Source organism: Staphylococcus massiliensis, from assembly GCF_043186315.1.
Lineage (GTDB): Bacteria > Bacillota > Bacilli > Staphylococcales > Staphylococcaceae > Staphylococcus > Staphylococcus massiliensis.
This window is the reverse complement of the sequence record NZ_CP171119.1, coordinates 1,377,021-1,391,578: the sequence shown is the minus strand read 5'-3', so window position 1 is coordinate 1,391,578 and position 14,558 is coordinate 1,377,021. Positions and strand designations below refer to the sequence as shown.

Below are 14,558 nucleotides of genomic sequence, written 5' to 3'. Positions count from 1 at the left end.
CACTACCTTTCTTTATTCTTCAAAAAATGGTTGTCCTACAGTGTAGTCGTCAGAAAGTACCATGATTCCTTTTTCTTTAGGTGCATTAGGTAGATCTAATTCTTTCATTGAACAAACCATACCGTATGAAGGTACACCTCTAAGTTCAGCCTCTTTGATCACCATACCGCTTGGCATCACTGCGCCTACTTTTGCGATAACGACCTTTTGACCTTGGTCAACGTTAGGTGCGCCACATACGATCTGTAACTGCTCAGTTTCAACATCAATTTTTAAGACACTTAATTTATCCGCGTTTGGATGTTTGTCCTTTTCCATGACATAACCCACGACGAATTTAGGTGATAAATCAACATCAAGCTCGTAGTCAAACCCAGCATCTTTAATGGCTTTACGGCTAGCATCAACTAAATCGCTCGTCACTTTAATATGACCATTGCCTTCAATCGTCATCGTGTTTGAAGCGTCAAAAATATTAAAGCCTACTACGTCGTTATCTTTAGTAATTTTTACAACATTGCCCTTTTTCTCATAGTCAAAAGGACCTTCTACAGGTTCAATTTGTAGAAATAAGACGTCTCCAACCGCTTCTTTATTGTAGAAAATATTCATTTAAATAACTCCTTATTTATCTTCATTTTCAAATTTTTTACGATTTTCTTCTAAACGTTTAATCACTTCAGGATTACGTTTTTGCTTGTTATTTTTACCAAGTATAAAGATAGGCTCTAAGTGGCCTTTTTGATAGCCAAATGACAGACTTGTAATCGGTACTAAGCCTTTTGTGAAGAATTCCATTGTTAAGTGAGCCATCACGTCATAACCTGTATTATTGCGAATATCTGCAACAATAAGTACATCTTGGTGTGGCACTGCTACAAGCATTTCACCTTCACACTGCGCTTCAAATTCATTTAAGAATAACGTATTCGTGATACGGCTTGCATCATAACCGTCATTAGTATTAATAAAATAGAATAAATTACCTTTTACTTCATCTGTTTTGTACGCATTTTCAAGTTTACGTACATTAAAGAGCGCCATTTCCTTAACTTGTTGTTTCGTTACATTTAAAGATTTTAGCATGTCTTCATCTAATAACTTATATGATTTACCTAAATCAACTGCATAGTAAATTCGCGTCTCTGCAGTATGTTCGTCGGTAACGAAAGGAATGCCCTCTTTAGTCTTCGTATCAAAGCTCGCTGCACGAATAACAGGCATTAATTTAACATCATTACCTGCGAGCTTATTTAATGCATGATCACACATTTGATAAATGGTTTCTTCTACATAATAAACAATTTCGTCAACAATTTGATCTTTTTGTTCTTTATATTTAGCAACAATCGGTGTGAGTTTTACAGTTACACCTTTATTGTTGTCTGTTCTTGCAATTCTTAAGCTTTCTTCATCTCTATTATAAGAAAAGTTAACATCTAAGTGATTTAATCTTTCCTTTAACATATCGCGCATTGAAAAGACATTCATAATTAACACTCCTACTATTCCATGCCTTATTTTAGTTTACAATAATTATACCCTTAGGACTAGAAAAAAACATAATTCCTAAGGGTATTTTTTATGAAATATTATCAATATTAATAATTATAAACCAATTTCTCGAATAAATTAATTCAAACTTCGTTTAAATGTGATTAAACACTAAGTCATGCCTTTAATCACACGTACTTTTGCATAAATGCATCAATTTGTTCAATGGATTTACGTTCCTTACCAATGTAGCTCCCTTGTAGCTTTCCATCTTTGAAAAGTAAAAAGCTAGGGATTCCCATGATATCATGCTCAACTGCTAAATCAATGAACTGATCGCGATCGACTGAAATAAAATTATATTCCGGGTATTTGCTTTCTAAATTTGGAAGTTCAGGTTCGATAACACGACAATCTGGACACCATCCTGCCGTGAACATAAATACCGTTTGTTCATTTTTTAACGTTTCAAATTGTTGTTCTGATTCTAAAGCTTTCATACTTTTTCCTACTTTCCATATTGTAATGTTTTAATTGTATCATCATTTAAGTTTAAAATGGCATGTTGCAAGAGTTGTCTCGCAGCAAAGTAATCTCTTAAATCAAATAAAGCATCTGTACTATGAATGTAACGTGCACATACACCTATTACAGCTGTTGGGACACCAATATTAGATTTATGAATTTCTCCGCCGTCTGTACCACCTGGTGACATATAATACTGATGCGGAATATTTTCGTTGTTTGCGATATCAAGTAAATAGTCACGGAACTCTGGTTTAAGCATCATTGTTCCATCTTTAATACGGATTAAAGTCCCCTCTCCTAGCGCGCCAGAAAGTCCACTTTTACCTTTCATATCATTTGCAGGCGAACAATCAACCACAAATGATACATCTGGATCGATTAGTTCACTAGAAGCACGCGCGCCTCTCAATCCTAGTTCTTCTTGAACATTAGCGCCTACGTAAAGGTCTACGTCTAAGTCGACATCCTTTAATAAATCTAAGATTTCTAATGCAAGTACACAACCATAGCGGTTATCCCAAGCCTTTGCGAGGTAGCGATGCTCGGTCAATTGTTTAAACGTCGTATCAGGTACAATCGAGTCACCGATTTCTACACCCATCTCACGTACCTCTTCTGGGCTAGCACAACCTATATCAAGCATTAAATCTGAAATTGCAGGTGCCCCTTCCTTTCCAGTACGATAGTGCTTAGGAATGTTTGAAACAACACCAGTAAGCTCCTTATCATCTCGCGTACGTACACGCAGACGTTGACCTTGCCATATATCATTCGCAACACCACCTAAGTTCGTAAACTTAAGTAGGCCTTCTTTCGTAATTTCAGTGACCATAAAGCCAATTTCATCCATATGAGCTGCGATCATGACACGTTTCGCACTAGGCTTATTGGACTTTTTCACACCGAAGAAGCCACCCATACGGTTATCTACAAATTCATCTACATACGGTTCCATTTCTTTCTTTAAATAAGCTCTAACTTTATCTTCAAAGTTAGGTGCACCATGTAATTCGGTTAAAATTTTAATACGTGCTATCGTTGTTTCATTACGAATCTCCATAACTGTCGCTCCTTCTGATTTAGTATCTAAACGTGATTGTGGTAAACTTAAATTAATTCATTATTGGAGGAGAATTCTAAACATGATTAAACGTAACATCATGCTATTATCCGGTCTATCTGTCGTTGTAGCAGGTGGTGCAATTACTTCCTTAATCCTTTTACGTGAAAAGAATTATCAAATGTATAATCCTGATAAAATTATTAAAGAAGTAAAGTCGACATTTCATGATGTTGAAGCATCATACATCGTCAAACAGCCTTCCACATACTCTAAATTCGGCATCGAATATGAAGTTTTCCAAGGCGGTATCACAGCTAGACTTAATAACAAACTCACGCATTACGAGTTCATCGCAGACGCCTATAGCGGACAACTCATCGACATTAAAGAAATTTAAAGCTCTTCTTAATTTCCCTATTTCAAAAGTCCTTTTGAAGTAGGGTTAATTCATTTGAGCGCGTCTTGACGCTTAATAGCCTCTTTCACTGTCTTAAAGTCAACTTGGAACTTAGCCGCAAAATAACTTTCATCATGATAATATAAGAACCAATAATCTTGTTGAATAAAGTTACGAATCAAGCGTTCCTTCTCACGAATCGATTGCATTGGATAATCATCGTAAGCGGTAACCCAAAGTGGATTTAAATGTGCAACGGTTGGAAAAATGTCTGCCATATGAACCGCTTTCTCACCATCACTTTCAATCATTACCATACTATGTCCATAACTATGGCCGCCTGTATGCACTAGACGAATACCTTCGATAACCTCAATTGCTTGATCGAATAGAATCATGTGGTCTTTAAAATCTCCTTGATTCTTCTCCCAATATGTTGCTTTACTACGTATATTTGGACTTAAAAATTCATGCCATTCATCTTGCTGAATGAAATGTGTCGCATTTTTAAAGATGCGTTCTCCGTTAGTATTTGTTAAACCTACTGCGTGATCAAAGTGTAAGTGAGTCATAATAACAATATCAATGTCATCTACTGTGAGTCCGTAATGTTCAAGACTTTGATGAATACGACTTTCCTCAACACCGAAAATTTTGATTTCTTTTTCAGTAAGTTTGTCATTACCCATACCTGCATCAATCACAATATTATGATCAGGCGTTTGAATTAAAATCGGGTGCGTAGGTAAATGAACTTGGTTTTTGTCATTTACGTCATATTTTTTCGTCCAAAGCGGCTTTGGTACAACACCAAACATTGCACCGCCGTCCATCATTGTAGCGCCCCCATTTAACGGGTTAATCGAAAATTGACCTAATTTCATCGTATATCCCCTTTCGATAAATACTTTGTCATTACATTCATTTTAACAAACTTTGCCGTCTATCGTTATGAAATCGCACGACGCTAAATGAATGTGCTTAGTTTCTAAAGTCCTTTTCATGAAAAGTAAAAAAGAGCTAAGACATAACGTCCTAGCTCTCAAAGTGTAGCGATTTACTTCTTATGAAAACGTGCTTCCATTCTATAGATGCGTGAACCTTTATCGGAGAACTTCTGCTCATACTCTGTATGCACATTATCACTTGGTTCGTCCTCGTGTAAGTTTAAATGTAGCTTTGTAAAATACATGCCGTACTGAGACATGCTTTCTAAACTATATGAAAATAGACCTCTATTATCTGTCTTGAAATGAATTTCGCCATCTTCTTCTAAAATATATTGGTAAATTTCTAGGAATGTCTTGTATGTTAAACGACGTTTGGTATGTCTCTTCTTAGGCCAAGGATCTGAAAAGTTTAAATAGATACGTTCAACTTCATGTTGCTTAAAGTAATCTTTTAAATCAACGGCGTCATTACAAATCAATTTGATATTTGTCAGCGATTTATCACGTACTTTATCTAGTATACGAATCATCACGTTTTTATCACGTTCGATTGAAACGTAGTTAATATCAGGGTTTTGTTCAGCTAAAGTTGTAATAAATTTACCCATACCTGAACCGATTTCGATGTGAATCGGTTTATCGTCATCAAACCATTCACCGATTTGACCGACACGTTGACCATCTGTATCTACAATGTCACTGTGCTCATTTAAATAATCAAGCGCCCAAGGCTTATTTCGCATTCTCATTGAAACTTCTCCTTAAATAAATACGTTACGCTTCATGACGTCGTCTAAAAATTGAAGCCAAGTATTCATATCTTTAAAACGTTTTTGTTCCTCATACCATTGAACCATACCGATGGATTGAATGACCGTATACCACTTCATTCTCTTTTGAAGATTTAACGATGCATCAACGCCGTATGTCTCAAACCATGCTTCCCATTGTGATTCATGAACGTAGTTGTAAAGCAGCATACCAATATCGATAGCTGGATCAGCAATCATAGCGCCTTCCCAATCGACTAAATAAAGTTCATCTTGATCAGAAAGTAACCAGTTGTTGTGATTCACGTCGCCATGTACAACAGTAAAGAATCCTTTATCAAGTTCTGGTTTATTATCTTCTAAATACGTGAGTGCTTTACGAATAATGTGATGTGTTAAGACATCTCTTGATAAAGAAGCATTAATCTTACGTAACATAATATGCGGTGTAATAGGTTCCATTTCCATACGTTTTAACATGTTGAGTAACGTTTTAGATTGATGAATACGTTTTAAAAGTCGTGCCACACGAGGTTGTTTCATTTCATGAGACTCAAGTTCGCGACCATTTTTCCAATGTTGTGCTGTAACAACTTCACCTGTTTCAATACGTTTCGTCCAAACTAGTTTTGGTACGATATCCTCTGCTGATAACGCAGCGATAAATGGGTTAGAATTACGTTTTAAAAATAACTTTTGCCCATTTTGTTCAGCCATATATGCTTCTCCAGAAGCACCCCCTGCTGAATCTAATGTCCATCCCAGCTGATAAAACTGCTCCAACTCGTTCACCTCGCTTTCCAATAGAAAATGGCTCTAGAAATAAGATTCAAGAGCCATATTTCAAAATTTTCTATAGTTATTTAATCCGTTCACTTTTAAAGACTTAATTACGATTTTATAATTTTTGGGGTTTCTTTTCAACCAAAAATCAGAAACTAAAAGTGTCATTTTTCTTAAAATGAACAGATTAACAGGCTCTTTAATAAATAATTTTTTGAACGAAAAATTTAAATGCTGTGTGAACGAATATAACGGTCGAAACCTTCTTGTAATTGCTTCGTAATCGGGCCTACTTTGCCATCATTAACGCTTTCACCGTCTACTTTAATAACAGGCATCACTTCTACTGAAGTACTTGAAACGATCACTTCGTCCGCTTCTTTTAAGAAGTCTGTAGTGATAGCTTCTTCAACAAACGGGATACCTTCATCTTCAGCTACCCATTTGATGACACGTCTTGTAATACCATTTAAGATATAGTTGTTTACAGGATGCGTATATATTTTGCCATCTTTAACTACTAATACATTCGTTGAAGCACCTTCTGTCACAGTGTCTCCACGATGTTGAATGGCTTCTTTAGCGTTATATTTTACAGCTGCTTCTTTAGCTAACACGTTTCCTAACAAATTCAAACTTTTAATATCACAACGTAACCATCTAATATCTTCAGTAGTAATGGCGTTGATACCATTTTCTAAATCTTGATAAGGTCGATCATATGACTTAGTGAAAGCCATGATAACAGGTTTTACATCACTATTAGGAAATGCATGGTCTCTAGGCGCAACACCTCTTGTCGCTTGAATATAAACACCACCATTTTTGATGTCATTACAAGCAACAAGTTCACGACATAATTCGATTAAGGCATCAACAGAATATTCCAAATCTAACCCAATTTCAGTTGCACTTCTTAAAAAGCGTTCAAAATGCTCTTTTACCGTAAATAACTTATTGTCATAAACGCGGATATATTCATAAACGCCGTCTCCAAATACATAGCCACGGTCTTCGTAAGATACTTTAGCGTCTTGTTCATCGATTAATTGTTCGTTAATAAGAACTTTAGCCATACTTAGTCCTCCACACATACTGCATGTATTGCTTCTAAATAAATACTTGTAGCGTCAAATAATTGTTTCTTCGTAATATATTCACCCTTTTGATGCATTAAGTCCTCAGAATCTTCGAACATTGCACCAAATGCAACACCTTTATCTAAATTACGTGCATACGTACCGCCGCCAATTGTGAATGGTTCAGACATATCTCCAGTTTGGTTACGATAAGCTGACAGTAATTGGTTCACAAACGGGTCGTTTTTGTCTACATAATGCGGTTGTTGCACTTTCTTAACTTCAATAGCATAACCTAATGGCTTAATTTCATCTTCGAATTGTTTGATAGCCGCGTCAAAATCAAATCCTTCAGGGAATCGAAGGTTAACTCCAAAACGTGCTTTTTTATTTTTGTCATACTGCATTGTACCAATATTAGTTGTTACGTCACCCATAACTTCACTATGGAACTTCATACCCATCTTCTCACCAAAGTCTGATTGATAGAGGTACTTTTCACTGAAGTTAACCATATTTAAAGCTGTTTGATCTAAATTCAAGCCGCTTAAGAAATGCATTAAATGTAATCCAGCATTTACACCAATAGATGGATCCATACCGTGTACAGCTTTACCATAGACTTTGAGTTCTAAGATACCATTGTCAATGAGCGTTTCGCCTTCAAGCTGATAATCATTTAAGAATGATTCGAAACGTTGGATGCAGTCTGTCATATTCTCTTTTACAAGTAAATGCGCAATGGCTACATCAGGTACCATGTTATAGCGTTCACCTGATTTAAATGATTTTAATTCGAATTCTGGTTCGTCTTCATCTTCAAAAGACTTTTCCTGAATTAAATCAAATGTCGTGATGCCCTTTTCACCATGAATAAGTGGGAACTCAGCATCAGGAGCGAAGCCTAGTTGAGGCATTTCTTCAGTATTAAAGTATCTATCTGTACATAACCAATCTGATTCTTCATCAGTACCAATAATAATATGTAAACGTTTCTTCCAATTAACGTTCATATCGTTTAAGATTTTAACGGCATAATAGGCAGCAATTGTTGGCCCTTTGTCATCAAGCGTACCACGCGCAATAATACGGTCGTTAGTAACGACAGGTTTGAACGGGTCTTGATCCCAATCATCACCAGCTGGTACGACATCAACGTGACATAAAATACCGAATAAATCATCACCAGAACCAACTTCGATGCGACCTGCAATATTGTCGACATCATATGTATCAAAACCATCACGTTCAGCAAGCTTGTACATGTAATTTAAAGCTTCTTTAGGTCCTGGTCCAACGGGATTCGATGCGTCGCTTTTAGAATCCTCACGTACACTTTTTATCTCTAATAATCCGTTTAGGTCTTCTATAATTTGACTTTCATATTCCTTAACTTTGTCTCTCCACATTGGTGATCAACTTCTTTCTTAATTAGTCATTATGTTTTATATTTTACATCAAATTTTGGATAAACTACAGTGAGATGAGTGTTAATTTTTTTAAAATTTCGTATATTGTAACAAAGGTTTGTCATATCAAGCTTTCTTGACCTCAAAATGAATTGTACACGCTTTTATAAGCGAATTTACCTAGTTTTAGTCTCGCTCTTATACCCCTTCAAGATTGAATTTAGCACTTCTTTTCGAATAAAAAAGAGGGCATAAAATTGCCCTCTTCATATAATAGGTACGTTAAATGTGTATTAACGTTATTTTAAGTTAGAGTTACTTCTTGTTTTTTAGTTCTTCTTCAGTTACAACATGTAAATTCTTAGATGGGTCGCCGCCACCTTCATCTACAAATTGACCAGTACGTTCTTCAGTCGTTTCTTGTTTCTTAGTTGCTTGAGTGAATTCACCTTTCTTTTGGTTCACAAAAGCTTTAGGATCTTTCTTAACTTCTTCCATATACGTTTTAGGGTCTTGTTTAACACGGTTAAATTCTTCTGTAGCTTTAGAGCTTAAGTCAGTTGCTTTCTTCTTAGCATCTTGTTTATAGCTTTCTGGATTTTCTTTGTATTTATTATATTCGTTTTTTAACATGTCTCTGTTTTCTTTTTTAGAAAGTACTGTAGCAGCTACTGCGCCACCTACTCCAATTAATAAACCTAATAAGTTTGTATTTTTCTTAGCCATTATAATCACCTCTGTTAATTTATAAATGTAATACCCTACTAAATATAATTTAAACACACTTCATACTTCAAATGAGCTTAAAAACCGTGTGCACATCGTTCACATTTACATTACTTATACTTACACCTAATTACGTGTCCATAAACGCGTATTTAGAGATTGTAACTTGATTGACATCTTTTTTAATGTTCCTTAAATTTTGTAATTTAGTAGATTCATTTCTTTATCAGTAAGCTTACGGTATGCACCTTCTTCAAGCGATGCATCGAGTTCGAGTTCACCTATTCGCTCACGATGTAATGCTTCTACTTCATTGTCTATAGCGTGAAACATGCGTTTAACTTGATGATACTTACCTTCAGTAAGCGTGACATAAGCTAAATTAGAATCGTCACCTATTGTTAATTTAGCAGGCTTAAGCTTACCTTCCTTTAACGTGATCCCTGCTTTAAAAGCCTCCACGTCTTGATCACGAACAGGTTGTGCCGCTTCAACTTTGTATACTTTTTCAACATGTTGCTTTGGATTCATTAGATGATGGTTAAACTTACCGTCATTTGTAATAAACAATAATCCAGTAGTATCTTTATCAAGTCGACCTACTGGAAAAATATCCAAATGCTGATATTCAGGAATTAAATCAATAACGGTTGGATGTACATCATCTTCAGTTGCGGACACATAGCCCTTTGGTTTATGAAGCATGATATAAACAAAGGGTTCGTAAAGAACCCTTTCATCGTTAACACGTATATCATCTTGTTCAGGTCGGACTTGCGTTTTGGGCGTTTTAACTTTGTCACCATTTAACTTAACAAGCCCTTTTTTAATGAATTGTTTAACTTCACTTCGTGTGCCAATACCCATGTTGCCTAAAAATTTATCAATTCGCATTATAAAAACCTAACTTTTCTTCTAATTTTATTTGGTATATCACCTAAGAACTTATCTGCAAGTCCAGTCTTCATTGTAATGATACCGTAGATAAGTCCACCAACTGGGACACAAATTGCTAACATAATCATGGCACCAATTGTTGTCTTAGGATCAATTATAAATTTAAGTAGGAAGTATGCTAACTCTACACCTAACATCATTAAAAAGCCATAAATAAAGATTTTACTAAACTGCATCCACGTTTCTTCAAAGTTAAAGCCAGCATGACGTTTCAGAATCGCAAAGTTACAAATGATGGCTGCGAGTAAAGCAATTGAAGTACTTAGGATGGCACCTGCTGTATGGAATAACATAATTAATGGAATATTTAATAACAATTTAAGTAGTACTGCACCAATAATAATAAACACTGTACGTTTTTGCTTGTTAATACCTTGAAGCATAGATGCCGTAACACTTAATAATGAGATTAATATAGCTACAGGTGCATATAAGAATAAGAGTACGATACCATCAAAACGGTATTCGTAGAATGCTGTGTAAAGCGGTGTTGATAATGCCATAATGCCTAAACTTGCTGGCACCGTGATAAACATTAAGACACCTAATGCCGTACGAATTTGATTATGCATTTCAACATGATTACCACGTTCATACGTTTTCGTTATGTATGGAATTAAGCTGATTGCAAACCCTGCAGCTAGTGACGTAGGTATCATAACGATTTTATTAGTCGTCATATTTAACATCGTAAATAAACTATCTTGAACTTCCCTGTCGACATTAACCATACTTAAAGCTTTGTTATGTGTGAACTGGTCGACGATATTAAACAGTGGAAAATTTAAACTTACAATAACAAAAGGAATACTATAAGCGATTAATTCCTTATACATGTTTGTATATGGTACATGTATATCAGTTTTATCTTGTTGAATCATTTCTTGCATAAATGGTTTACGCTTACGCCAGTACCACCATAAAGTAAGTAAACCGACAATGGCACCTATAGCTGCTGCAAAAGTTGCGATACCGTTAGCTAATAATAATGAACCATTAAATACTTTTAATACAAGATAACTACCACCTAATATAAAAGCAATACGCGCAATTTGTTCAGTTACTTCTGAAACTGCTGTTGGTCCCATTGATTGATAACCTTGGAACACACCTCTCCACGTCGCAAGTAAAGGTATGAAAATAACAACAAAACTAATAATACGGATAATCCAAGTGATATCTTCAACTGTCCAACCACCTTCACCTTTAGAACCACTTGCTAAAGTAACACCTGCGATAGTTGGAGATAAGAAAAAGAGTATTAGAAATCCTAAAATACCTGTAATACTCATCACAATAAAACTTGATCGATATAATTTTTCACTAACCTTATAAGCACCGAGCGCATTATACTTCGCGACGTATTTTGATGCAGCAAGTGGCACACCTGCCGTCGCTACGGCTATTGCGATATTGTATGGTGCATAGGCATAGTTAAAAGGCGCTAAGTTCTTTTCATCACCCATGATGGCGTAGAATGGAATAATGAAGAACACACCTAGTAACTTGGTAATCAGTACACTAAACGTTAATAAAAACGTTCCTCTTACTAATTCTTTGCTTTCACTCATAGTTATCTTCCTACCTCAATTTTATATTTTATTTAATCATAACACCGATATGTATTTAGATACTACTTTTTTTCCATATCACATTACTATAAAATAACATTATATAGAATGGAGGACAAAAAATGTATCAAACTATAGTCATAGGTGGCGGACCCAGTGGACTTATGGCAGCTATAGCTGCAAGTTCAAGCGGTCAAAGTGTCTTGCTTTTAGAAAAGAAAAAAGGACTTGGTCGTAAACTGAAAATTTCTGGTGGTGGTCGTTGCAACGTAACCAATCGTTTACCTTATGATGAAATTATTCGCCATATCCCTGGAAATGGAAAGTTTCTCTATAGTCCCTTTTCCATTTTTGACAATCATTCAATCATCGACTTTTTCGAATCTCGTGGTGTAAAGCTAAAAGAAGAAGATCATGGTCGTATGTTTCCAGTTTCAAACAAATCTCAAGATGTTGTAGATACGCTGATTCAAACTCTAAAGCTTCAAAATGTTGAAGTGATTGAAGAATGCACCGTTGCGAAAATAAAACACCATGAAGGTCAAATCCAAGGTATAGAAACTATAGATGGTCAGTTATTCGAATGTCGCACTGTCATTATAGCAACTGGTGGTACCAGTGTCCCCCATACCGGTTCAACTGGTGATGGTTATCAATTTGCTCAATCACTTGGTCATACGATTACTGAGCTTTTCCCAACTGAAGTGCCGATAACATCGAGCGAGCCTTTTATTAAAGACAAACGTCTTAAAGGATTAAGTCTCAAAGATGTTGGCGTATCCGTCCTCAAGAAAAATGGTAAAAAGCGAATCACACATCAAATGGATATGATTTTTACACACTTTGGAATTAGTGGTCCCGCTGCATTAAGATGTAGCCAGTTTGTTTATAAGGAACAAAAGAATCAAAAGAAACAAGACATTAATATGCAGATCGATGCTTTTCCAGAAATGAACCTTGGTCAATTACAAGAAGAAATTACGAAACGCCTTAAGAATGATAAAGACAAATACATTAAAAATAGCCTTAAAGGATTTATCGAAGAACGCTATTTAATGTTTATGCTCGAGCAAGCTGATATTGATCCAAATACTACGTACCATCACCTTTCCCCTCGTAAAATCGAGGACCTTTCGAAAATGTTTAAGGGCTTTACCTTTACAGTGAATGGTACCTTATCTATTGAAAAAGCCTTTGTAACTGGCGGTGGTGTTTCAATTAAAGAAATTGAACCTCATACGATGATGTCTAAAATCACACCTGGCTTATTCTTATGTGGTGAAGTATTAGATATTCATGGTTACACAGGCGGCTATAATATTACGAATGCGCTCGTGACTGGTCATGTAGCCGGTTATTTCGCAGGTTTATATGAAGATTAAATGAAAAGGGTCAGTGACTTAAGTTTAAGTCGCAGACCCTTCTTTTTATGCTTGCTTATATTTGTCGACGCCCTTCTTCATGAGTTTACGCGTAAATGTTTCAAATGGACCTTTGATACCCTTTTTCTCCATAAAGTAAGCGAGTGCAATTGTACAACACCACATTAAAAAGCTAAAAGGTAATAGCGTGATTTTATTTAAGTATTGGCTTAAGTTTAAGCCTAGAGGTGATAGTAAAATAACGATAATCGTTTCATGTAAGATATAGAACGTTAGAGAACGTTTACCCATGGCTGCGATTGCAGTTGGGATAACTTTAGACATATTCACCTTAGGACCTATAAGTCCGAATAATGAAATAAAGAATAACCCACACGCATAACCCGTTACGACTTGGAGTCCAAATAAGAAACCAACATAATATAAACTAGAATCTGTAGCGCGCTCAACAAATACCAGTGGTAAAGCACCTATAACAGTAATCGCTAAACCGATAAGCATGTACTTTTTAAGACGTGATTGGTTCTCTTTAGAGTAAACTAATAATTTTTCTTTAGCCATCCACATCCCTATTAAAATCGGTGGAATGACTGGTAATAAAACATGAATAACAATCGGAGTCATTGGTACTGCTAATAAACGCATACCAAATGTTGTGAAATATGTATCTTCTGGTGCGAAATCAATATTTAATTTAAAGTTTCCTGCTAGATGAACGTAGAAACTCCAAATGATAGGTACATAAATCGCTGATATAACAGTTGTCCAAATAATTAATTTCTTAATTTGTTTCGGACTCATTTTTAATACACCAAGTAAGATTAAACCAGCGATTCCGTAAGACATTAAAATATCTAGACCACCAACGAAAGTGATTAATAAAATACCCATTACAATTAGGATGTACGATCTAATTTGGATACCTTTCGCATTAAGCATATGACCATCTAATCGGTCTTTATGCCTTTTGTTGTAACTTAGAATTAAACCATAACCAAATAAGCAAGCAAATAAATTTCGCGAACGGTTTGTAACAAATGCATACATAAATAAATCAACGAAATTTTCAACCACATTGTGGTTAGCTGCTAAACCTATAGCATATGGATTTAAAACATAAATAGGAACATGCGCAAGTATGATAAAAAGCAACATGGTACCTCTTGCTAAATCAAGCCCATGAATGCGCTTGTTTTTCTTTAAGTTCTTTTCAGAAGTAGTCAAGGCTTTTCTCCTCTTTCACAAAAGATTTTATTATTCAGTTGTAATATGTTGGAAATTTCAAATATTTAAATAAAAAAAATATTTGGGCTATGTATGTGTATTTGAAATTAAATCTTCCTCCAATCACTCTAACACGCTAACTTTTAGGCTTTCTATACTGAATATGAAGATTTTGTTAAGTTCAAATACTAACACTTACATGCTAATAATATTTTGTTCCTTTTT

General features: G+C 35.4%; 15 protein-coding genes. 2 read left to right on the top strand and 13 right to left on the bottom strand.

Annotated elements, in window-relative coordinates; all coding sequences use genetic code 11:
* Positions 1-12 precede the first annotated feature (12 nt).
* The 4 genes from ytpR to ACF3N8_RS06815 all read right to left on the bottom strand — a co-directional run bounded on the left by ytpR (position 13) and on the right by ACF3N8_RS06815 (position 3,082).
* Positions 13-612 (bottom strand): YtpR family tRNA-binding protein, encoded by a 600-nt coding sequence (ytpR, locus tag ACF3N8_RS06830; protein WP_009381966.1) that lies wholly within the window; start codon positions 610-612, stop codon positions 13-15.
* 12 nt (positions 613-624) lie between these two features.
* On the bottom strand, positions 625-1,491 hold the full coding sequence (locus tag ACF3N8_RS06825; RefSeq protein WP_392449775.1) for a DUF1444 domain-containing protein: 867 nt from the start codon (positions 1,489-1,491) through the stop codon (positions 625-627).
* Positions 1,492-1,682: 191 nt separating this feature from the next.
* A complete protein-coding gene (locus tag ACF3N8_RS06820; RefSeq protein ID WP_009381968.1) occupies positions 1,683-1,994 on the bottom strand; it encodes a thioredoxin family protein in 312 nt (103 codons plus the stop codon).
* 8 nt (positions 1,995-2,002) lie between these two features.
* Positions 2,003-3,082 (bottom strand): M42 family metallopeptidase, encoded by a 1,080-nt coding sequence (locus ACF3N8_RS06815; protein ID WP_238101834.1) that lies wholly within the window; start codon positions 3,080-3,082, stop codon positions 2,003-2,005.
* Positions 3,083-3,164: 82 nt separating this feature from the next.
* Here ACF3N8_RS06815 and ACF3N8_RS06810 point away from each other — a divergent pair, with 82 nt between their 5' ends.
* Positions 3,165-3,482 carry a hypothetical protein gene (locus ACF3N8_RS06810; protein ID WP_009381970.1) on the top strand — a complete coding sequence of 106 codons (318 nt, stop codon included), beginning with the start codon at positions 3,165-3,167 and terminating at the stop codon, positions 3,480-3,482.
* Positions 3,483-3,532: 50 nt separating this feature from the next.
* Here ACF3N8_RS06810 and ACF3N8_RS06805 read toward each other — a convergent pair whose 3' ends face one another.
* The 8 genes from ACF3N8_RS06805 to ACF3N8_RS06770 form a co-directional block, all read right to left on the bottom strand.
* Positions 3,533-4,366: an MBL fold metallo-hydrolase gene (locus tag ACF3N8_RS06805; RefSeq protein WP_392449774.1), complete on the bottom strand. Its 834-nt coding sequence runs from the start codon at positions 4,364-4,366 to the stop codon at positions 3,533-3,535.
* Between the two features lie 173 nt (positions 4,367-4,539).
* On the bottom strand, positions 4,540-5,181 hold the full coding sequence (gene trmB / locus ACF3N8_RS06800; protein WP_009381972.1) for a tRNA (guanosine(46)-N7)-methyltransferase TrmB: 642 nt from the start codon (positions 5,179-5,181) through the stop codon (positions 4,540-4,542).
* A gap of 12 nt (positions 5,182-5,193) precedes the next feature.
* Complete coding sequence (locus ACF3N8_RS06795) at positions 5,194-5,985, bottom strand: phosphotransferase family protein (RefSeq protein WP_009381973.1); 792 nt, start codon at positions 5,983-5,985, stop codon at positions 5,194-5,196.
* 227 nt (positions 5,986-6,212) lie between these two features.
* On the bottom strand, positions 6,213-7,061 hold the full coding sequence (gene dat, locus ACF3N8_RS06790) for a D-amino-acid transaminase (protein WP_009381974.1): 849 nt from the start codon (positions 7,059-7,061) through the stop codon (positions 6,213-6,215).
* A 2-nt stretch (positions 7,062-7,063) separates the two neighbouring features.
* Entirely contained in the window at positions 7,064-8,473 is a 1,410-nt protein-coding gene (pepV, locus tag ACF3N8_RS06785; protein WP_009381975.1) for a dipeptidase PepV, read from the bottom strand.
* A gap of 315 nt (positions 8,474-8,788) precedes the next feature.
* Entirely contained in the window at positions 8,789-9,199 is a 411-nt protein-coding gene (locus ACF3N8_RS06780; protein WP_009381976.1) for a YtxH domain-containing protein, read from the bottom strand.
* 192 nt (positions 9,200-9,391) lie between these two features.
* Positions 9,392-10,093 (bottom strand): pseudouridine synthase, encoded by a 702-nt coding sequence (locus tag ACF3N8_RS06775; protein WP_009381977.1) that lies wholly within the window; start codon positions 10,091-10,093, stop codon positions 9,392-9,394.
* A complete protein-coding gene (locus ACF3N8_RS06770; protein WP_009381978.1) occupies positions 10,093-11,727 on the bottom strand; it encodes a polysaccharide biosynthesis protein in 1,635 nt (544 codons plus the stop codon). Before ACF3N8_RS06770 ends, ACF3N8_RS06775 begins: the two co-directional genes overlap by 1 nt.
* A 122-nt stretch (positions 11,728-11,849) precedes the next feature.
* Between ACF3N8_RS06770 and ACF3N8_RS06765 the strand changes: the two genes are divergently transcribed.
* A complete protein-coding gene (locus tag ACF3N8_RS06765; protein ID WP_238101835.1) occupies positions 11,850-13,109 on the top strand; it encodes an NAD(P)/FAD-dependent oxidoreductase in 1,260 nt (419 codons plus the stop codon).
* Positions 13,110-13,154: 45 nt separating this feature from the next.
* Here the strand turns inward: ACF3N8_RS06765 and ACF3N8_RS06760 are convergent, their stop codons facing one another.
* On the bottom strand, positions 13,155-14,333 hold the full coding sequence (locus tag ACF3N8_RS06760) for a DUF418 domain-containing protein (RefSeq protein ID WP_009381980.1): 1,179 nt from the start codon (positions 14,331-14,333) through the stop codon (positions 13,155-13,157).
* Positions 14,334-14,558: the final 225 nt, after the last annotated feature.